Below are 20,762 nucleotides of genomic sequence, written 5' to 3' on the forward strand. Positions count from 1 at the left end.
TCATGACCGAACCGATTAACCTTCGTCAATTTCAAAAACAAAAAAAGCGTGCAGAAAAAGCTCTTCAAGCTGAAGAAAACCGTTATCGTTTTGGACGAACAAAAACTGAAAAACTTTTTGAGCAAAAAAAATCTTTAAAAACGCAAAAGTTTCTTGATCAAAATCGTTTACAAAACGACAAAGAAAGGGGGAAAGATGCATGAAAATAATTCAATCGATTGGTCAAAAGTTATTCCAAAAAAGATATCAGTTCGCGTTGATGGACACGCAACAAGCGTTTCTTTAGAGCCACCATTTTTAGATATTTTAAAAGATATAGCCCGCAAAAAAGGACAATCTTTAGCCTTTATTATCACCGATATTGATAGTAAAAGACCGCAACAAGTTAATCTTTCAGCCTCATTGCGCGTTTATGCTCTTCAAAGCATTCTCGCTCAACGTCTTTAGTCCTTTTTTTGTTTTAACATCTCTGGTCCAATAAAGACTGTTGCGGTTTGTAAAAGAAAAGTTTTTTAAATCTAGCACTTTTATGAAAAAAAGATTAAAAAAAAGGTATAATGAATAATTTTTCTGATCACATACCTTTCTTTGAAGAAGATACTCTCCCATCCCATGATGAAAAAAACTCTGGGATTTTTTCTCATGTTCTAAAAGAAAAAAAATCATATAACACAGACTATTTAGCACAGCTCAATCCAGAACAACAACAAGCTGTTATGAATACTGAGGGGCCTCTTCTAGTTCTTGCAGGTGCTGGTACTGGAAAAACACGCGTTTTAACAACCCGTATTTCTCACATTCTGCGCTCTGGACTTGCCTCTCCTCAACAAATACTTGCTGTCACTTTCACCAACAAAGCGGCCCGTGAAATGAAAACACGTATTGGTGAACTTATTGGTGAAGTTGTTGAAGGCATGCCTTGGCTTGGAACTTTTCATTCCACTGGTGCCAAAATTTTACGCCGCCACGCAGAGCTCGTTGATTTAAAAAGAAACTTTACAATTCTCGATAGCGATGATGTTCTTCGGCTTTTAAAACAGCTTATTCAAGCTGAAGGCTTAGACGATAAGCGTTGGCCGGCACGAAATTTTGCCATGATGATTGATTCTTGGAAAAATCAAGGACTTTCACCAGAACATATCTCAAAAAGTGAAGCGCATTCCTTTGGCAACGGTATGGGACGTGAACTTTATCATAGCTATCAAAATCGATTAAAAGATCTGAATGCTTGTGATTTTGGTGATCTTCTCCTTCATTCTATCTCTATCTTCCAACACAATCCAGATATTCTTCGTGAATATCATTCTCAATTTCGCTATATTCTTGTCGATGAATACCAAGATACGAATACAGCACAATATCTTTGGCTTCGCCTTTTAGCACAACATCCTCAAGGTCAAAATGTTAATCTTTGTTGTGTTGGCGATGATGATCAATCCATTTATGGATGGCGTGGTGCAAAAGTTGAAAACATACTACGGTTTGAAAAAGATTTTCCTTCTGCCAAAATTATTCGCTTAGAGCGCAATTATCGCTCAACATCCCATATTCTAAAAGCCGCCTCGCATCTGATTGCTCATAATGAAGAACGGCTAGGAAAAGTCCTTTTTTCCGCTCAAATAAAGAGTGAAGAAGAAAAAGTAAAAATTCACTCAGCATGGGATTCAACAGAAGAAGCGCGAGCAATCGGAGAAGAAATCGAACGCGCTCAACAAACCGGTCATGCCTTAAATAATATGGCTATCTTGGTACGTGCATCATTTCAAATGCGTGAATTTGAAGATCGCTTTGTAACACTTGGCCTTAACTACCGCGTCATTGGTGGTCCTCGTTTTTATGAGCGAATGGAAATACGGGATGCCATGGCTTATTTGCGCGTTGTTGTCCAACCTTCTGATGATTTAGCTTTTGAGCGTATTATCAATACACCTAAACGCAGCATAGGAGATGCAAGCTTACGCATTCTTTATGAGAGTGCACGAGCACGTGCTGTATCTCTCTTTTCCGCGGCCGCTGACATCATTGAAACAGACGAACTAAAGCCTAAGGCACGCAGTGCCTTACGAAGCCTTATTGAAAACTTCCGTCGCTGGCAAAATATGTTGCAAGACACCCCCCACAGAGAGCTTGCCGAGATCATCCTTGATGATTCCGGTTACACAACCATGTGGTTAGAAGATCGCTCACCAGAGGCTCCTACACGATTAGAAAACCTTAAAGAAATGATCCGTTCCATAGAACAATTTGAAAATCTTCAAAACTTTTTAGAACATGTTTCACTGGTTATGGAAACGGAAAATAATGAAAGCATGGATGCCGTCAACATCATGACACTTCATTCTGCTAAGGGGCTTGAATTTGAAACGGTTTTTCTTCCAGGTTGGGAAGAAGGACTCTTTCCCCATCAGCGCTCATTAGATGAAGGGGGACGTTCAGGCTTAGAAGAAGAACGGCGCCTTGCTTATGTAGGACTTACAAGAGCAAAAAAATATCTACATATATGGTTTGTATCCAACCGCAGAGTTCACGGACTTTGGCAATCTGCTCTTCCCTCCCGTTTTCTCGATGAATTACCAGCAGAACATGTAGAAGCCATAGCTATGGAAACATCTTATGGTGGTTATGGACAATCCTCCTTTCAACATCATGATTTCTTTTATAATGACTACGCAGCACCAAGACAAAAGCGTGCACAAAAAAACAAGAATATAGAAGGGAAAGTTATCGCTCAATCAATCTCTCATGCTCCATCAGATTTTTCTGTCAACGATCGAATTTTTCACATAAAATTTGGTTATGGTTACATTACCGCAATAGATGATCATAAATTGACAATAATGTTTGAAAAAGCGGGAGAAAAACGTGTATTGGATAATTTTGTCGACAAAGCTTAACAAAAACAAACGACAATCAGTTTTTTTTAAAAGACCACTTTATTTTATTCTGAGACTCACTTCCATTTTCGAACAAAAGCTTCAATGGATAAATTTTGCATATCAGGCAATGCAATGTAAATTTTATCAAGCGGCCAATCCCACCAAGCCATATTTAAAAGATCTTCTATCACATAATCGGAAAAACGCATCCGCAATTTCTGAGCGGGAACCCCAACAACAATCGTATAAGGCATAACATCTTTCGTTATAACAGCATTGGCTCCAATAATGGCTCCATGACCAACTGTTACCCCAGGCATAATAACCGCTCCATGCCCAATCCATACATCATGCCCAATAATCACACGTTTTGCACAACGCCTTTCACGAAAAGAACGATCGAGGGCGCTATAACGAAAATATTCATTTGGACGATAGGTTATTTTATGTGTTGAAACGCGCTCCATGGGATGCTCCAACGCATTCATCCGTACATGAGATGCGATAGAACAAAAACGACCAATATCGCTATAAATAGCCTCACTGTTACGTTCTAAATAAGAAAAATCCCCAACGATTACATCCCGTAAAATCACCCGTTCATTAATTTCCACATAGCGCCCCAATTTACAACCATGCAATCGCGCCGTCGTATGAATACGCGGTTTACTTTCATGGAATCGAAGATCATTCTCCATATTCATATCGTCTTCCACCAACTGTTTCATCAAGAGATATCACAAAGACATACCAACCAAACCCATAAAATCAACCATGAAACAAACATTGCAATACAAACCTGCCAATGCTAGAATTTTTTGATACCTTTAAGAGAGATAAGCTATGAAAAATGTAATCCGCATCTTAGGACTAACAGTTATATTTCTTGCGGGAATTTTTATTTATGATACGTTAATAAACAAACCTTTAGGTGATGACTTCACGCTCACCGATTCAAATGGACAAACTGTTACGCAAGCTGATGTTCGCAGTAAACCTTCAATTATTTTCTTCGGTTTTACAATGTGCCCTGAAATCTGTCCTACGACATTAATGAATCTTGATCGATGGCTTACAGCTATTGGACCTGAGAGTGATAAATTAGGAAAATGGTTTGTGACTGTTGATCCTGAACGCGATACCCCAGAAGTGCTTCATGAATATCTCAGTAATTTTTCTAATAAGATTGTTGGCATTAGCGGAGATCCTGAAAAAGTTCATGAAATGGTCAATTCTTTCAATATCATTGCTGAAAAAGTACCTGGAACAGATGGCAACTATACTTATGACCATACAGCAGCGATTTTTTTACTCAAAAAAGGCGGAAAGTTAGCAGGTGTTATTCGTTATGATACAAAAGAAAGCGATAGTGAATTAAAAGATGAAATCGCCATTGAACGGCTAAAAAAACTCATCTCAAACTAAAAAAGCCGATCAAAAGAAAGAATAGAATGTCGCAGCAAATTCGCCTCTATTATACTGCTTTAAAAAGTAAAATAGAAAAGTTTTATCCCCTTATAGAAACAGCTTTTGAGGAAGAAGGCTATCCTCTGGCTCTTACAGAGATAGACGAAAAAAATGCTCTCTATGAGCTGTCTCTATATGTCGATCAAGATAATCAAGAGAATGCATTAAGGCGGTTTGCAAACATTCTTTCTATCGATTCTGATAAAATTAATAGAGAAGTTTTACCCAATATTGATTGGGTACAAAAAAGCCTGGAAGGACTAAAGCCAATACATGCGGGTCCTTTTTTCCTTCATGGAAGTCATAACCGAAACGCCATTCCAGCAAATGTTCTCCCCATTGAAATTGATGCAAATCAAGCTTTTGGCACTGGACATCATGGAACAACAGCGGGGTGTTTGGAAATGATTGCCAAAATCATGAAACACGAAAATCCACAAAATGCCCTTGATCTTGGAACGGGCAGTGGCATTTTAGCTATTGGCATGGCCAAGCTCAAGCCCATTCCTATTCTGGCATCCGATATTGATCCTGTTGCTATTAAAGTGGCACAACATAATATCGCGCTTAATGGCGTAAAAGAATATATTACAGCTGCTACAGCAACAGGTTTTACCCATGATCAAATTACAAAACGGGCTCCTTTTGATCTCATTGTTGCCAATATTCTTGCCAATCCGCTTATCGAACTTGCACCAGAAATGGTTCAGGTCCTTCAAAGAGGGGGATCACTTATCCTTTCTGGAATTCTTGAAGAACAGCATGATCTTGTATTGGAAGCTTATATAAAACAGGGACTCAAACATATTGAAACATACCACCGACACGGCTGGGTTACGATACATCTGAAATAAAAGAAAAGGACGTTGCTATGTATCAATCTTTTGAAGCAACAACAAATCCCGCACACGCTCTCGAGCGTATTTCCTCTCTTCGTAAAGAGCTCGATCGCCTTGGGCTCGACGGTTTTCTTGTTCCACGCAACGATGAACATCAAGGGGAATATGTTCCCCCTCATGCGCAACGCCTTAGCTGGCTTACAGGCTTTACTGGATCAGCAGGAATCGCACTTATTTTAAAAAATAAAGCCCTTATATTCACAGATGGACGCTATAAACTTCAAGTTCGCCAACAAACTGATCCTCATATCTTTACTTATGAAGATCTCGTAACCTGCCCCCCCTCACAATGGCTTGAAAAAAATGGACAAAAACTTTCTATTGGTTTTGACCCATGGCTCCACACAATCGCCGCTACAGCAACCTTAAGGAAATCTTTAGAGATAAAAGCAGGCGGAAAACTTGTAGCAGTTCAACATAACCCCATTGATCTACTTTGGCATGATCAACCACAACCACCACAATCTGCCCTATCCATTCATCCACTCAAATATGCTGGATGCGACACGGATGAAAAACGCGCTTTGATTCGCAAAGGCATACAACAAACCCGTGCAAATGCTTTTATTTTCACAGACCCCTCCTCTATTGCATGGATATTCAATATACGAGGCAATGATATTTCCAATACGCCTTTTTCTCTGTGCTTTGCTCTTATCCCGCTCAACGAAACGCCAACCTTATTCATTGACAACCAAAAACTTGGTGAAGAACAAAAACAATATCTAGAACGTTATGCAAAATTATATGAACCAGAACAACTTCTTTCAAAAGTCAAAGAATATGTGCAAAAAGGAACAGTTTTTGCCTTAGATCCACAGCTAACATGCGAAAAATTACGGATTGTCATTGAAGAAGAAAAGAGCTCTTTCATTACACTGACCGACCCTGCTGCTCTACCGCGTGCCATTAAGAATACCACAGAATTAGAAGGGGCACGGAGAGCACATCTGCGTGATGGTGTTGCTCTTACCCGTTTTTTTTCTTGGTTAGATAAACAAACACCAGATACAATAAGTGAGATTTCTGCCGCTCAAAAATTAGAAGAATTTCGCATACACACAGCAAAAGAAATGGGGGAAAAACTTGAAGATCTTTCTTTTGATACAATCTCAGCAGCGGGAGCAAATGGTGCCATTGTTCATTATCGTGTAACAACGCAAACAAATAAACAACTCAAAGCTGGAGAACTTTATCTTGTGGACTCAGGTGGACAATATCGTGATGGCACGACAGATGTCACACGCACAGTAGCAATTGGAAATATTGGAGAAGAAGAAAAATGCTGTTTTACGCTTGTCCTCAAAGGCATGATTGCTCTTTCAACCGCACGCTTTCCAAAAGGCACGCGTGGACAAGACATTGATGCTCTCGCACGTATCTCCTTATGGAAAGCTGGTTTTGATTACGCTCATGGTACAGGTCATGGCGTTGGTTCTTATCTTTCTGTTCATGAAGGACCACAAAATATTTCACGCAGAGGGTGCCAAGAACTGATTCCTGGAATGATTGTTTCCAATGAGCCTGGATATTATCGCGAAGGCGCTTTTGGTATTCGACTTGAAAATTTGATAATCGTAAAACCAGTACAAAAAATTGCTGGTGGAGACATAGAAATGCTTTCGTTTGAAACGCTCACCCATTGCCCCATTGATAGGAGACTCATTCTCCCAGAGCTTTTGACACAAGAAGAACGGCAATGGCTCAATGATTACCATGCGCGTGTTTATCAAATGAATGCCCCTTACCTTAATGAAGAAGATAAAAAGTGGATAAAAGAGGCAACAATGCCCCTTTAAATGAAGCAGTACTAATATCTTCTCGTGTTTTTTTAAATATAACATATTGATTTATAATGATAAATAATCATTTTTAAACTTGATTCTAACTCCGAATATAGTAAATTTTTCTCATCACAAACCCTCTCAGATTGAATCAATTAATATCACCTTCTTACACGTCAAAAGCGGGGCTGGTGTGTGGGAAAAAATTGCTAAAAATAAGGAGTAAAAATAGCTTTTTATGAATCGTCTTACGTGCCAAGAGTTGGTCCGTAACATTCTAGGGCTGGAAAATAGTGTGATGGTGTTTTTGCTTCTCATAAGCGTAAAGATGGGGGGCACAATGGATTTATCGTTATACTATTCACGGGCGCCGTCGTAAAACGAAATGAGAAGCGTTGAGAAACGTCTCTTTTAAAAAAAGCACGTGAATCGGCAACTGGAGAGCGTTTCAATTCTACATGAGAGGCGTACCCCCATTATTACACAACAAACAAAAGCGTGAAGCAATGCGCAATCTCTATTATTTAAAAGACATTGCTTTAGACGCTTTTGAAAGCCGTAAAGCCGAATTAAAAGGAAATGCTAAAGATGGAAACTGGTTTTCACCTTTAAAACTTCATATTCTCCCCAAATTAGGCTGTCTACCCGTTTCAGAGATTATACAAACTAAAGATACGCAATACCCTTGCCCCCATTTGGCATTACAAAAAACACCACATCCGCTCTTTTTTTAAAAGGTGTGTCTTCATCATCAAAAAAGATTTTTATAAGATGCTTGAAGTTTTTCTGATACAACAAACGCTCTTCCCAAATTTGAAATAGAATGGGCTGCTCTTTGTAAAGGATAACACTTACCGAACACCCTCCAGCCTCTTTATACAAGTTACTAGTCTTATTGTTCTTAATATGGAAAATTTCATTATATTTTGTAATCCTCGACATCATTTTTCTCATATCAATTATAATCAGCTTATTACAGCGTTCGGATTCAAAATTTATGCATATTGATTTATAATTTTCACCTTTTCGGTTTACCTTATGAGTCAATAATGTATCATTTTTTCAATTCTTGAATAATGTTCGATAGTCGTGAATCATTATAATACATATTGATACAAATAAACAGAATCTGCTATGAGAGAAAAGTTAAGTCGTTAGAATTTAAAGGAAGTAGAATAATTATAACATTACCTTTTAAAGAATTTTCTTTATTAGAAACAGTCAGACATCATGTTATTTTATAGAGAAGCTCTCAAAAACTGCACAACACAAGAATAGCTATAGAAGTGAAAAATCTTTAGAGCTCTTTACAAAAAACTACAAATACTTTGAAAGAGATAGAATAAAGCATAGATTTTATGACTTACCATGATAAAAAACTCTAAAGATAGATCTTAATAAGCTATATCCTTATTTACCATTAAAGTGATTATCCTAATGCGTATAATTTTATTTTTTTCCGTAATATTATTATTGGGATACTATATTGGACCTTCTATATTGACGGAAATTAATAAATTTAGACGAGTTCCTATTGCTGCATTTTCTAAAAGTCGAGTTATTACTGAAAATGAATACAACCAACTTTACGAAAAATATGTCAATGAACAATATCACTATGGTGTATATGACGAATACCTAAAACGAGCAAAACTATATCTAGATGCTAAAAGTTATGGTGTATATCATGTTTTAAATCATGATATGATAGTGCTTGTCCCAGAAAACGTGAAATATATTCATGCAAAAGTTGTTTGGTGTGCATGCCTTGTAGACTTATTGAAAGGTGTTTATAATGAAAAGCTTCCAGCGCTATCTCTGCCCACGTACATACAGAAGTTACGTTCTCAATATAATTGGAAAGAAAGTGATTTTATTTGGGCAAAAAATTTAGTCATGAATTCTACAGATCCAATGTTTAAATATGCACAAATGGTATTTGATTCTGAAATATTCTCATACACTGTACTTGCTCTCATAAACGAGATCTCAAATGCCGAGAAATTTGAAAGAGATAAGCGAGGCCAGGAAAAAAATTATGGTGCTAGACGCATTATAGAATATCCAAAATTTTGTAATGAAATTGGACAAGTATATCATATAATGATGCCTGATAAGTATAGATGAAAATCACGCTACATAATAAAATGCTACTGTTATTTATTATATATAATTATCCAGTCATTTTTTATTAGTTGGTCATGCAAAGAGTAAACAATCAGTCGGTTACATCTCTTATTGTGCTATGAGAGAATTTATATCTTCTGCATAAAAGCAATCAAAATGCGTTATTAATATTTATAACATATTACTGTTAAAAAAGTAAAACCTTTCCTCTACAAAAAATAATAAATTTATTCATTACATCACTGCCCTGAGAAATAATATTTTACAATACTAAAAATTATAAAACTTTATATGGGCATTATATATTGTTTTTAAGGTCAATAAATGTACGTAATGAAGAAAATAACGTATTCGTCTGCTTGAAAAAAGCGCCCTTATCCCTCAATCAGCTTTAGCCAAGCCTCTTCATCGATAACCTCAACCCCTAATTCTTGTGCTTTAGCCAATTTTGATCCTGCTCCAGGTCCAGCAACAAGAAGATCTGTTTTTTTAGAGAGTGAACCCGACGTTTTGGCCCCTAATCGCTCTGCCAATGCTTTTACTTCATCACGTGACATATGCGTCAAAGTTCCTGTAAAAACAATGATCTTTCCTGCTATTGGTGAAGAATCTGTCATGATAGGGACCTCATCGAGAGGCGTTACTTCTTCAAGCAAAACAGACAAAACCTCACGATTATGTGCTTCCTTATAAAAATCAACAATTGCGCTGCCTACCTGTGGTCCAATTCCCTCTATATTGGTAAGCTCCATCCAAGCTTCATTGCCTTCTTTATTTTCTCCCTCACAAGGCATAAGTGCTTCCATCGCAGCAGTTTCAAAAGCTGTATAAGTTTGATAAACTCGTGCAAGGCGGCGTGCATTAACCTCACCAACATGACGAATCCCCAATGCAAACAAAAAACGGCTTAAAGGAATTTCGCGGCGTGCATTAATAGCATCATACAATTTCCGCACTGAAACAGTACCAAAACCTTCCATATTTTCTAAACGAATTAAAGACTTTTCTTGGCGTCGTTCTAAAGTAAAAATATCGGCTGGTGTATGAATACAAAGTGCCTCATCTTGAGCATGGAAAAAAAACTCTACTTGTTTTTTCCCCAAGCCCTCAATATCAAAAGCATTGCGCGCAACAAAATGACGAATACGCTCAATCGCCTGTGCAGGACAAATAAGTCCCCCCGTACAACGACGCACTGCTTCTCCATCTTCACGAACAGCATGGCTCCCACACGCTGGACACAAATGAGGAAAAATAAAAACAGCCGCATTTTTTGGGCGCTTTTCAATAATAACATCAATAACTTGCGGAATCACATCACCAGCACGTTGTACAATCACACTATCCCCTACGCGGATATCACGTCCTTCACGAATGGGCTCTCCTTTATGACCAATTCCCTTAATATAATCTTCATTATGCAAGCTGGCATTGGTTACCACCACCCCACCAATAGTAATAGGCGTAAGGCGCGCAACAGGCGTCAAAGCCCCCGTGCGTCCCACTTGAATATCAATATCTTCCAAAAGCGCTATCGCTTTTTCTGCTGGAAATTTATGTGCTATTGCCCAACGCGGCGAACGAGAAACAAACCCCAAGCGCTTTTGGAGCATCAAATCATTAACCTTATAAACAATACCATCAATATCATAGTTTAAGACATGACGGCGTTCTTCGATATCACGATAATAGGAAATAATTTCCTCGAGTGTCTTAAAAACTTTTGTTAATGGGTTGATAATAAAGCCATATTCTTTAAGCTTTTTCATCATCTCCATCTGACTTCGTGCAAATATTTCACTCACCTCACCACAAGCATAAGCAAAAAATTGCAGCTTTCTGCTGGCAGTTATCCGTGAATCAAGTTGCCTGAGTGAACCTGCCGCCGCATTTCGAGGATTGGCAAAAGTGACCTTACCCTTCTCTTGTTGTCTGGTGTTCAATGCTTGGAAATCCTCCCGCCTCATATAAACTTCACCACGAACCTCAATGATATCGGGAAAATCACCTTGCAAGACGTGCGGAATAGCAGCAATTGTTCGGGCATTCGCCGTCACATTCTCACCAACAGTTCCATCACCCCGCGTTGCTGCCCGCACAAGCTGCCCCTCCTCATAGCGCAAGGACAATGATAAACCATCAATTTTTGGCTCCGCTGTTATTTCCAATATTTGCGTTTCTGGAAGCCGTAAAAAACGACGAATACGCTCAATAAATTCAGTGACATCTTCAGAACTAAAAGCATTATCAAGGGAAAGCATGGGCAGTGCGTGAACAGATTTTTCAAACTTTTCTGAAACCGGTGCTCCAATTTTATGTGAAGGAGAGTCCATACGAACAAGTTCAGGAAAAAGAGCTTCAATTTCTGCATTACGACGGCGTAAAGCATCATATTCTGCGTCAGAAATTTCAGGCTGATCATCACGATTATAAAGCACATCATGACGTGCAATCTCTTTTGCCAACCACTCTAATTCACTTTCTGCTTCAAGAGCAGTAAGTTTTTTAACGCCGTCCTTGTTCATAAAATCTATTCCAAATGGTGTGCTATAATCATAAAAATCTCAACTCTTTAACCATGAAGTGAGTTCAAATGAACACATGCTCGTCATGTCTTTTTTTCCCCAATGATAATTAGGCAAGCAGCTTTTGAGCCGCTGCTCGTGCTTCCTCAGTAATCTGTTCTCCTGCCAACATACGAGCAATTTCTTCTGCACGCTCCTGCTCTTCCATTTTATGAAGAACAGTAACAAAGCGCCCTTCATCATTACTTTCAATCTTTGAAATAAGAAAATGACTATGCGCTTTCGATGCAACCTGGGGTGCATGCGTAATAGCAAAAACCTGAATTTTTTCTGACAAACGTTGCAACCGTTGCCCAATAGCTGCCGCAACAGCGCCCCCAGCGCCTGTATCAATTTCATCAAAAATCAGCGTGGGAGCCGATCCTCGATCAGATAAAACAACTTTTAATGCTAATAAAAAACGCGACAATTCACCGCCAGAAGCCACACTAAACATAGGTCCAGCATGTGTTCCAGGATTTGTTCGCACCCAATATTCAATGCGATCACATCCCTCTGCACCTCGCCTTTCAACATCAGTCTGCATTTCAACAATAAATTCTGCCTTTTCTAACTTTAATGCCGGCAACTCAGCCATCACACTTTCAGACAAATGCTTTGCTGTTTCTCGACGTTTTATTGTTAAGGCTTGTGCTAACAGATCGTAGTTTTTTTGTGCTTGTCTTGCTTCATCTTCAAAACGCGTTAGCGTGTTCTGAGCCTCTTCAAAGTCAGCCAATTCAGCATCCATTTTATCGCGTAATTGAACCAACCCATCTGCAGAAACTTGATATTTACGCGCAAAACCGCGAAGAGCAAAAAGACGTTCTTCTATCCGTTCCAATTCATCAGGTTCAAAATCCAATGCGCGTATTGCTGCCTCAATGCCTTCTTGTGCGGTTGCAAGGGCATGCAATGCCTCATCAAGTGATTTCACCACTGGTGCAATGAGCTCTTCTGCTTCTGGAATTTTCCGTTCCAAACGCCGCACCAAATTAGACAACACTGGAATTGGTGATTTTTGACCACTTAAAAGATCATCTGCTTCTTTAATATCCGTCGCTATTTTTTCTAATTTAAGCATATCGGCACGACGAAGAGAAAGAGCATCTTCTTCCCCCACTTGAAAATCAAGTTTTTCAAGCTCTTCTACACACGCACGAAGATAATCAACCTCACGCACAGCGCTCTCTACTTTAAGACGCTGCTGTTGTAAACGTTCCTCAAATTCACGCCATATACGATAACACTGACGCAAATTTGCCACGTCATCTTCAAGCCCACCAAAAGCATCTAATAATTGACGATGTGTCGCAACATCAACAAGGGCACGATCATCATGTTGTCCATGGATTTCAACCAACAGACGGCCAACACTCCGCATTAATGCAACACTAGACACTTGATCATTGATAAAAACACGACTCCGCCCATCACTTGATTGTACACGTCGTAAAATGATATCACCCTCATCATCAAGACCATTCTCACGAATAAGCTGACGCGCAGGATGTGAAACAGAAACATCAAAAACAGCTGTAACCTGTCCTCGGTCAGCCCCATGACGCACAAGCGAAGCATCCCCTCGTCCCCCCAGAGCAAGCGACAAAGCATCAAGTAAAATAGACTTTCCTGCCCCTGTTTCTCCAGTGAAAACTGTCAACCCCGCCGTAAAATGAATATCGAGCGTTTCGATCAAAACAATATTATGAATCGAAAGCTGTACCAGCATGAGAGAATCAACGTGCCCTCTTCTTATCACCACCGAAAGCATTTGAGATCCAAGAAGATTTATGCTCCTGTGGCGATATTTTATTCTTTTGCAAGAGATTATAAGAGAATTTATACCACTGACTTTTAGGATAATTACGTCCTAAAATAGCAGCTGCCGTCTGTGCTTCCGCCGTTAAACCAAGAGCAAGGTTAACTTCTGTTAAGCGGAAAAGCGCTTCTTCAATTTGATTGGTATCGAAATATTCTTCAACGACCGTACGAAAGCGTCTACTTGCTGCAAGATAGCGCCGCCCCTCTTCATAATAACGGCCAATCTGCATTTCTTTACCAGCCAGCTGTTCGCGCCCAAAACGTATTTTATCCTTAGCGTCCTTCACATATTCAGAATTTGGATAACGCTCTATAAGAAGCTGCATCGCAGCAATAGCGCGTTTCGTATCCCGTTGGTCACGCGTAACATCAGGAATCCGACGGAAAGAAGAAAGACCAATAATATAATATGCGTAAGCTGAATCAGCCGCCCCTGGATAAAGAGTAATATAGCGTTGCGCCATACTAATTGAATCATCATACTTTCCGAGTCGATAATTTGTAAAAGCCCCCATGACTAAAGCCTTACGCCCCCAGTCTGTATAAGCATACTGTTTTTCAATCTTCAAAAACTTTTTCGCGGCATCCGCAAGCCGCCCACTCTCAAGGCTAGCAAGCCCCTGATTATAGAGAACATCTGGTGGATCTATCTTTAAAACATAAGCAGATGGATCAAGGGTACTTTTCTCTTTAAAGAGACATCCTGCCAACATACAAGTGCTTCCTAAAAGAACCACCCCCAATATCTTGCGTACAGTGTTAGATTTTCTATATACCATATTTCCAATGCACAGATGAGATTTTTTCATAGTTTTTCCGGCCTCCACAGAATATCACCTTGTCGCAAAATAATTTATTAAAGCTTTTTATACCATATCGCTTTAAAATCCACATAACTAATTTAGCAGCTTAGGTCAATCATCCCCTTAAAAATCAAATAAACGATAAAAAAAACTTATCAATTTTATTTTACTCTTTCTCTAAGGAGCTTTTTTCATAATATGATTCGTTTGCCAAAACAGCTTTGACCAATTGTGCATTAATTGTATGTCCACTACAATAAGAACGAAATAATCCAATAAAAGGGCCCCCGAGCAAAGCAGTATCACCAATCGCATCAAGCATCTTGTGCCGAACACACTCATTCTCCCAATAAGGACCATTGGGATTTAAAATTTCGTCATTAAGGCCGATAACAAGAGAATTTTCTAAAGAAGCACCTCTCGCCTTTCCAGAAAGCCGTAACTTTTCCACATCTTTGATAAAACCAAAAGTTCGCGCACGCGATAAATCATCTCGAAATCTTTGTGTGGTTAGATCAAAACTGAAATGTTGCCTACCAATAGCAAGAGAAGGAAAAGAGATTGTTATATCAAAATGACGCCCATCAAAGGGCAAAAGCTCTGCAAAACCATGCGCTCCTTCAACCCGTAACGGCTTTTTTATAATGAAATAAGAACGATATGCATTTTGCTGGACAATGCCAGCATCTTCAAAAGCTTGGCAATATTGCCATGCGGAACCATCTAAAATAGGAATCTCGTTATGAGATACTTCAATAATAAGATTATCCAAATTATAAGCAGCAATGGCAGCCATCAAATGTTCAATTGTTTCAACCCTTACCTCTCCATCTCCAAGCATCGTTGATAACTCAGTTTCTCCCATTTGAGATGCATGGGCTTGAAATATTTTCTCTGTTCCGTCTAATCCACAACGCTTAAAAAGAACACCACATCCAACATCGGCTGGATAAACCTTTACCTCTGACAAACAACCACTGTGAACGCCAATACCTTTAAATGTCACTGTTTTTTTAAGAGTAGACTGATATTTTGGCACTAAATTCATCATATCATTTTATTGAATTGCTCTTCCACCTTTTGAAACAAATTATAAAACCATAAAAACAATATTCATAGCAAATAATAAAAAACCCACTTATTATAAGCGGGTTTTAAAAAATAAAGTACTTTATCCAAAAATAACAGTAATTTTACTGTATAATTCTTAATTCATCATAAAATAAATAATAAAATTCCTTACTTTACCTCATTCTTTATCAATTAATTTGCCTTTATCAATTAATTGGCTTGACGACGTAAAAATGCTGGTATTTCCAACTGATCTTCTTCACTGATAAAAGTACGCTGATCTTGTGGAACTTGCGGATGCAACTCACCAGAATGACGAGGAACATAAACAGAAGCATCTTGAGAAAGCGCCTGAGAATTTTTACTGTAAACATGAGATTCTTGCTGCTGAGATGATCTTACAGCAGGCTCCAGCCTTGCTTCCGGCTCTGCTTCCTCACGATGTGTCAAACTCTGCTTTAAACGCTGCCAAAGATTACGAGGACCTTGATCAGTAGTCGATGTCCTTTGACTTTGTCCATGAGCAACAGGAGGAAAATCTTTTAACTCCGGCATACGCATTGGAGCGCGTGCTTGCATCTGTTGTACTTGTTTTTGTTGCACTGGCTTTTCTTTTTGCCGCACAACCCCTGTCATCTCATCAAGAACATGCGCTGTTGCCTCCATATTCACGGGAGCTGTCATAGTTTGTTGAGTAGGACGACTTACTTGCATACGTGGCCCATCTGATATCTGGTCCTGCACAGCATTTGAACCATAAGCAACAGTTTTCGTCGCACTTCGTGTCGTCATTTCTTCTGCAGGCTGTGCAAAAATTTGACTTTTGGGACGAAACTGTTCCCCTGTTGGCTTACCTTTTTCTATTTCAAGTGATTCGATGACTTCTACCATTGATTCAGAACGCAAGGGCGATGACTGAACATGGAAAGAACTATGTGGCGTTCCAGGATCATTCTTGCGCATTGAAGAAGTTGGCCTTTGAATCTGAGGCTGAGAAGACTGAACGCTAACCTCACGATCAATACCGGTAGCAACCACAGAAACACGAATAACACCTTCCAATGACTCATCATCAATAGCCCCAAAGATCACATTCGCATCAGCATCCACTTCTTCACGAATACGATTAGCAGCTTCATCAACTTCAAAAAGAGTCATATCACGTCCTCCCGTAATAGAAATCAATAAACCACGCGCCCCACGCATAGAGGTATCATCCAACAATGGATTCGCAATAGCTGCTTCAGCAGCAGCCAAAGCACGCCCCTCACCCGATGCCTCACCCGTTCCCATCATAGCGCGGCCCATTTCGTGCATAACAGAACGAACATCAGCAAAATCAAGGTTAATCAAGCCTTCTTTAATCATCAAATCCGTAATGGAAGCAACACCAGAATAAAGCACTTGGTCAGCCATAGCAAAAGCATCAGCAAATGTTGTTTTATCATTCGCAATACGGAAAAGATTTTGATTGGGAATAACAATCAATGTATCGACAGACTTTTGTAATTCTTCAATACCAGCCTCTGCCGTTTTCATACGACGTGCTCCTTCAAACTGAAATGGCTTTGTCACAACACCAACGGTCAAAATTCCTTTTTCACGCGCAGCGCGCGCAACAACGGGAGCAGCCCCTGTTCCAGTTCCTCCCCCCATACCAGCAGTAATGAAAACCATATGAGAGTCTGCAAGATGATCAATAATTTCATCAATACATTCCTCTGCCGCGGCTTGTCCAACTTCCGGTAAAGCCCCAGCACCCAAACCTTCTGTTACAGCTGCCCCAAGCTGGATAACACGTTCAGCCTTTGACATAGCCAAAGCCTGTGCATCCGTATTTGCAACAACAAAGTCAACTCCCTGAAGGCCAGCATTAATCATATTATTCACGGCATTCCCGCCACCACCTCCAACACCAAAAACGGTAATGCGTGGCTTCAATTCCGCGATATCTGGCCGATGCAGATTAATCGTCATTTTCTTTTCCTTCTCATAAGACACCGCAAGCCAAAGCGATGAAATTTATCCAACTAGACTTAACTAAAAACTCTCACGCAACCACTGACCAACACGCTGAAAATACCCACGCGTGCCCATCGATAAATGATTTCCTGCCGCCTGCATTGTTTTTTCTTCAAAACCCACCAATTGCGGATAAATTAACAACCCAACAGCAGATGTAAACGCCGCCCCTTTTGCAAGAGAAGGAAGCCTCGAAATCCCTAAAGGCCGCCCGATACGAACATTTCTTCCTAATATAGTACGTGCCATTTCTGGCAATCCTGTTAACTGGCTTGTTCCCCCAGTCAAAATAACACGCTTACCAATGATGTGACCAAACCCAGAACGATTTAAACAATCACGAACCATTTCTAAAATTTCTTCAACACGCGCACGAATGATGCGCCCAAGAACCGCGCGAGGATATTGCGTTTCACGCTGTTCACTGCCAATTTCCGCTACATTAATCATTTGCCGCTCATCAGCACTTGTTAAAAGTGCTGAACCATAAACAACTTTCAAACGTTCTGCCTCTGTTAGAGACATAGAAAATCCGCGTGCAACATCAAGAGTGACATGATTCCCCCCAACAGCAAGAGCATCGGCATGAACAAATTTTCCCTCAAAAAACACTGAGCATGTCGTTGTTCCACCCCCAAAATCAATACACGCAGCCCCTAAATGTGCCTCATCGTTCATCAAGACAGCAAGACCACTTGCAAAGGGAGTAGCAACCATCGCTTCAACACTCAAATGTGCACGATTAATACATGTTTCTAAATTACGCAAAGAGGCTGTTTCTGCTGTTACCACATGCACATCGACACCAAATGTTTCCCCGGCCATACCAATCGGGTCAGAAATTCCTTTATCTCCATCCAATACATAAGAAACTGGAACTGAGTGCATAACATGACGTTCAGCATCAAAAACTTTACGAGAAACGTCTGAAAAGGCCATACGCATATCACGCTTGGTGACTTCACAACCATTCAAATGGACCTTTCCATGAATTAAAGAACTTTGTAATCGGCTTGAGGAAAAACTCACAATCACTGAATCAACAACCAAACCAGCCATTTTTTCTGCCGCATCAACAGCCAAACGTATTGACTGTTCTGCTGCAAACATATCCATAACAACACCAGATTTAATCCCGCGTGAACGCTGTACTCCAAAGCCTAGAATTTCCATAGAATGGGTACGACCATGTAAATAGTGCACATGCTTTAAAGGACGCAAACAAGCAATAAGACAAACAATCTTACTTGAGCCGACATCAAGAACCGTCAAAAAACGTGTCTTACGCCCCCCCCGATGATGTGATCTGAGCAACATCATGGGTTTCCTGCCTTTCGTGCCTTTAAAAGACGTTCTTCTTCTGCAACACCAGCATCATAACGCCCCAACGCTTCATCTGATAAAGAAACAGTAATTCGATCAGCAAGACGTAAATCAATACTGAGAATATCACGCGATAAAAGATCTTGCATCCTACCAGACGAAACAAGAGAGGAAAGCCTTTCAAGAGCCCTATTTTCAGGCAACATAATGCGCATTCCATTATCCAAAACAAGATCCCAACGCCGATCACCTACCCGCACAAAAGCACGAACACGATCAGACACTTGCCGATAGGCTGACAGCGCTTGAATAAACGCTTTAGCAGCATTTTGTGCACCCTGCCCAACCACAAGAGGCAAATTCAGCACAGTTTCTCCTTTAAAAGGTACAATGACACGCCCCGTATGATCGACAATATCCATGATGCTATCATGTTGCCAAATAGCATAAGGTTCACGTTCCACGATGGAAATACGCATTCTATTGGGGTAAATCTTCTGAACATTCGCCGATTGAACCCAAGCCTGTTTTTCCAAAAGAGAACGTGCTCTTTCAACATCAAAAGTGAAAATAGAAGACGCAACATCAAGTCCTAAAATTTTCAAAATATCCTTACTTACCAAACGCTTGTTACCGCTTATATCGACATCGACGACCACAAAACCACTATCCGATATGATCGCATTTACGATCACAGCCATTTGACCACTGGCTGAAAGTCCATAAAAAGCCGTTACAAAGAAAAACCATACAACAGCAAAAGAACCAAAATGGCGTGGAATATGCATATTGATAAAAAAAACTTCAAACATAAACCGAAGAAAACGACGATAAAGACGTGGCAAAGCCGGCACTAACAGCACCTCCATCGGAACATTTGATTTATTAACACTCAACGCATACATGATGCGTCCTCCACCATCCATTGAACAATATCGCCGTAAGTACGGCCGCTTGCTTTTGCAATATCAGGAAGAAGGGACGTTGGTGTCATACCGGGCTGCGTATTAATTTCAAGCCATACCAATTCTCCTGTTTTTTCATTAAAACGAAAATCAGAACGGCTAACACCTCGACACCCTATCGCCTGATGGGCTGCTAAAGACATTCTTTGCACACTTTGGTAAATATTTAGTGAAAGTTTTGCAGGACAAATATGGAGAGAACCGCCCGTTTTATATTTTGAATCATAATCGTAGAATGAAAAGGGGTGACTGGGAAGAATTTCACACACATCCAGCACCTCATTTCCCAAAACAGCACAAGTCAATTCACGACCAGGAATATATTTTTCCACCATCACCTCATCGGCATATCCCCACTCAGCCCCCCCAATATTATGCGGCGGCACAGTTTCATTCTCTTGGACAATGACAACACCAAAACTTGATCCCTCACACACCGGTTTAATGACATAAGGAGGTTCCATAGGATGGGCTTGCCCAACAGCAAAGCGATTCATGATACGAGAAGGAGCAACACCAACCCCAACACTTGCAACGATAATTTTTGCACGTCCCTTATCCATTGCCAAAGCAGATGCCATCACACCAGAATGGGTATAAGGAATTTTTAAATATTCAAGAATCCCTTGAATCCGACCATCCTCGCCAAATGGACCATGCAATGCATTTAAAGCGATATCGGGCTGCAACTGCTCAAGAACAGAAGCAATATGAGTATCAACATCCACGCGGCTCACACGATACCCCTGCGCCTCAAGAACATCAGCACAAGCCGTTCCTGAAGATAAACTTACAGACCGCTCAGAAGAAAAACCTCCCATTAACACAGCTATATGTTTATCTTTCATAACAAATCACCCTCTTTTGCACACTATATGTAGTTCATATAGAACACATCAGCACCACATACAGGAAAAAACGAAGTTTATCCTTGCGAATCAATAACCTAGCATTTTGCATAATGAATCAGACTCAAAAGCCTGATGCAAGAGTTTCTTTGTTAATTTATTGATTCTTAATGGATTTTTTTATTATCT

General features: G+C 39.9%; 16 protein-coding genes and 1 pseudogene. 8 read left to right on the forward strand and 9 right to left on the reverse strand.

What is annotated here, in order from left to right:
• Positions 1 to 2 precede the first annotated feature (2 nt).
• The 3 genes from FNZ60_RS04625 (at position 3) to FNZ60_RS04635 (ending at position 2,894) form a co-directional block, all read left to right on the forward strand.
• Complete coding sequence (locus tag FNZ60_RS04625) at positions 3 to 203, forward strand: DUF4169 family protein (RefSeq protein WP_142416510.1); 201 nt, start codon at positions 3 to 5, stop codon at positions 201 to 203.
• Positions 196 to 447: a ribbon-helix-helix domain-containing protein gene (locus FNZ60_RS04630; protein ID WP_142416511.1), complete on the forward strand. Its 252-nt coding sequence runs from the start codon at positions 196 to 198 to the stop codon at positions 445 to 447. Before FNZ60_RS04625 ends, FNZ60_RS04630 begins: the two co-directional genes overlap by 8 nt.
• 110 nt (positions 448 to 557) lie before the next feature.
• On the forward strand, positions 558 to 2,894 hold the full coding sequence (locus FNZ60_RS04635; RefSeq protein WP_142416512.1) for an ATP-dependent helicase: 2,337 nt from the start codon (positions 558 to 560) through the stop codon (positions 2,892 to 2,894).
• Positions 2,895 to 2,950: 56 nt separating this feature from the next.
• On the opposite strand, the gene FNZ60_RS04640 is transcribed toward FNZ60_RS04635, so the two are convergent.
• Complete coding sequence (locus FNZ60_RS04640) at positions 2,951 to 3,580, reverse strand: DapH/DapD/GlmU-related protein (RefSeq protein WP_142416513.1); 630 nt, start codon at positions 3,578 to 3,580, stop codon at positions 2,951 to 2,953.
• Positions 3,581 to 3,719: 139 nt separating this feature from the next.
• Here FNZ60_RS04640 and FNZ60_RS04645 point away from each other — a divergent pair, with 139 nt between their 5' ends.
• From FNZ60_RS04645 to FNZ60_RS04670, 5 genes and pseudogenes are all read left to right on the forward strand, one after another.
• Complete coding sequence (locus FNZ60_RS04645; protein ID WP_142416514.1) at positions 3,720 to 4,301, forward strand: SCO family protein; 582 nt, start codon at positions 3,720 to 3,722, stop codon at positions 4,299 to 4,301.
• A gap of 26 nt (positions 4,302 to 4,327) precedes the next feature.
• Positions 4,328 to 5,197: a 50S ribosomal protein L11 methyltransferase gene (locus tag FNZ60_RS04650; RefSeq protein WP_142416515.1), complete on the forward strand. Its 870-nt coding sequence runs from the start codon at positions 4,328 to 4,330 to the stop codon at positions 5,195 to 5,197.
• A 17-nt stretch (positions 5,198 to 5,214) separates the two neighbouring features.
• Positions 5,215 to 7,041 carry an aminopeptidase P family protein gene (locus FNZ60_RS04655; RefSeq protein WP_142416516.1) on the forward strand — a complete coding sequence of 609 codons (1,827 nt, stop codon included), beginning with the start codon at positions 5,215 to 5,217 and terminating at the stop codon, positions 7,039 to 7,041.
• Positions 7,042 to 7,341: 300 nt separating this feature from the next.
• Positions 7,342 to 7,734: pseudogene (locus FNZ60_RS10110) on the forward strand (integrase); the annotation flags it as partial.
• Positions 7,735 to 8,526: 792 nt separating this feature from the next.
• On the forward strand, positions 8,527 to 9,153 hold the full coding sequence (locus FNZ60_RS04670) for a hypothetical protein (RefSeq protein ID WP_246054713.1): 627 nt from the start codon (positions 8,527 to 8,529) through the stop codon (positions 9,151 to 9,153).
• Between the two features lie 374 nt (positions 9,154 to 9,527).
• Here the strand turns inward: FNZ60_RS04670 and ligA are convergent, their stop codons facing one another.
• From ligA to FNZ60_RS04710, 8 genes are all read right to left on the reverse strand, one after another.
• On the reverse strand, positions 9,528 to 11,678 hold the full coding sequence (gene ligA, locus FNZ60_RS04675; RefSeq protein WP_142416518.1) for an NAD-dependent DNA ligase LigA: 2,151 nt from the start codon (positions 11,676 to 11,678) through the stop codon (positions 9,528 to 9,530).
• 109 nt (positions 11,679 to 11,787) lie between these two features.
• Positions 11,788 to 13,449 (reverse strand): DNA repair protein RecN, encoded by a 1,662-nt coding sequence (gene recN, locus FNZ60_RS04680; RefSeq protein ID WP_142416552.1) that lies wholly within the window; start codon positions 13,447 to 13,449, stop codon positions 11,788 to 11,790.
• 7 nt (positions 13,450 to 13,456) lie between these two features.
• Positions 13,457 to 14,350 (reverse strand): outer membrane protein assembly factor BamD, encoded by an 894-nt coding sequence (locus FNZ60_RS04685; RefSeq protein WP_142416519.1) that lies wholly within the window; start codon positions 14,348 to 14,350, stop codon positions 13,457 to 13,459.
• Positions 14,351 to 14,510: 160 nt separating this feature from the next.
• The gene (gene lpxC / locus FNZ60_RS04690) at positions 14,511 to 15,395 is read right to left on the reverse strand and encodes a UDP-3-O-acyl-N-acetylglucosamine deacetylase (RefSeq protein ID WP_142416520.1); all 885 of its coding nucleotides are present in this window, start codon (positions 15,393 to 15,395) and stop codon (positions 14,511 to 14,513) included.
• Positions 15,396 to 15,625: 230 nt separating this feature from the next.
• Positions 15,626 to 17,392: a cell division protein FtsZ gene (ftsZ, locus tag FNZ60_RS04695; protein ID WP_142416521.1), complete on the reverse strand. Its 1,767-nt coding sequence runs from the start codon at positions 17,390 to 17,392 to the stop codon at positions 15,626 to 15,628.
• Between the two features lie 63 nt (positions 17,393 to 17,455).
• Entirely contained in the window at positions 17,456 to 18,757 is a 1,302-nt protein-coding gene (gene ftsA, locus FNZ60_RS04700; RefSeq protein ID WP_142416522.1) for a cell division protein FtsA, read from the reverse strand.
• Positions 18,754 to 19,665, reverse strand: a complete 912-nt coding sequence (locus FNZ60_RS04705; RefSeq protein WP_142416523.1) for a cell division protein FtsQ/DivIB — start codon at positions 19,663 to 19,665, stop codon at positions 18,754 to 18,756. Before FNZ60_RS04705 ends, ftsA begins: the two co-directional genes overlap by 4 nt.
• A complete protein-coding gene (locus tag FNZ60_RS04710; RefSeq protein ID WP_142416524.1) occupies positions 19,653 to 20,573 on the reverse strand; it encodes a D-alanine--D-alanine ligase in 921 nt (306 codons plus the stop codon). Before FNZ60_RS04710 ends, FNZ60_RS04705 begins: the two co-directional genes overlap by 13 nt.
• Between the last annotated feature and the right edge of the window lie 189 nt (positions 20,574 to 20,762).

It is taken from the genome of Bartonella massiliensis (assembly GCF_902150025.1).
Classification (GTDB): Bacteria; Pseudomonadota; Alphaproteobacteria; order Rhizobiales; family Rhizobiaceae; genus Bartonella; species Bartonella massiliensis.

Excerpts from the sequence above, each read along its gene's own strand:
- FNZ60_RS04625 (WP_142416510.1), top strand. The coding sequence starts at position 3 with ATGACCGAACCGATTAACCTTCGTCAATTTCAAAAACAAAAAAAGCGT.
- FNZ60_RS04630 (WP_142416511.1), top strand. The coding sequence starts at position 196 with ATGCATGAAAATAATTCAATCGATTGGTCAAAAGTTATTCCAAAAAAG.
- FNZ60_RS04635 (WP_142416512.1), top strand. The coding sequence starts at position 558 with ATGAATAATTTTTCTGATCACATACCTTTCTTTGAAGAAGATACTCTC.
- FNZ60_RS04640 (WP_142416513.1), bottom strand. The coding sequence starts at position 3,580 with ATGAATATGGAGAATGATCTTCGATTCCATGAAAGTAAACCGCGTATT.
- FNZ60_RS04645 (WP_142416514.1), top strand. The coding sequence starts at position 3,720 with ATGAAAAATGTAATCCGCATCTTAGGACTAACAGTTATATTTCTTGCG.
- FNZ60_RS04650 (WP_142416515.1), top strand. The coding sequence starts at position 4,328 with ATGTCGCAGCAAATTCGCCTCTATTATACTGCTTTAAAAAGTAAAATA.
- FNZ60_RS04655 (WP_142416516.1), top strand. The coding sequence starts at position 5,215 with ATGTATCAATCTTTTGAAGCAACAACAAATCCCGCACACGCTCTCGAG.
- ligA (WP_142416518.1), bottom strand. The coding sequence starts at position 11,678 with ATGAACAAGGACGGCGTTAAAAAACTTACTGCTCTTGAAGCAGAAAGT.
- recN (WP_142416552.1), bottom strand. The coding sequence starts at position 13,449 with ATGCTGGTACAGCTTTCGATTCATAATATTGTTTTGATCGAAACGCTC.
- FNZ60_RS04685 (WP_142416519.1), bottom strand. The coding sequence starts at position 14,350 with ATGAAAAAATCTCATCTGTGCATTGGAAATATGGTATATAGAAAATCT.
- lpxC (WP_142416520.1), bottom strand. The coding sequence starts at position 15,395 with ATGATGAATTTAGTGCCAAAATATCAGTCTACTCTTAAAAAAACAGTG.
- ftsZ (WP_142416521.1), bottom strand. The coding sequence starts at position 17,392 with ATGACGATTAATCTGCATCGGCCAGATATCGCGGAATTGAAGCCACGC.
- ftsA (WP_142416522.1), bottom strand. The coding sequence starts at position 18,757 with ATGATGTTGCTCAGATCACATCATCGGGGGGGGCGTAAGACACGTTTT.
- FNZ60_RS04705 (WP_142416523.1), bottom strand. The coding sequence starts at position 19,665 with ATGTATGCGTTGAGTGTTAATAAATCAAATGTTCCGATGGAGGTGCTG.
- FNZ60_RS04710 (WP_142416524.1), bottom strand. The coding sequence starts at position 20,573 with ATGAAAGATAAACATATAGCTGTGTTAATGGGAGGTTTTTCTTCTGAG.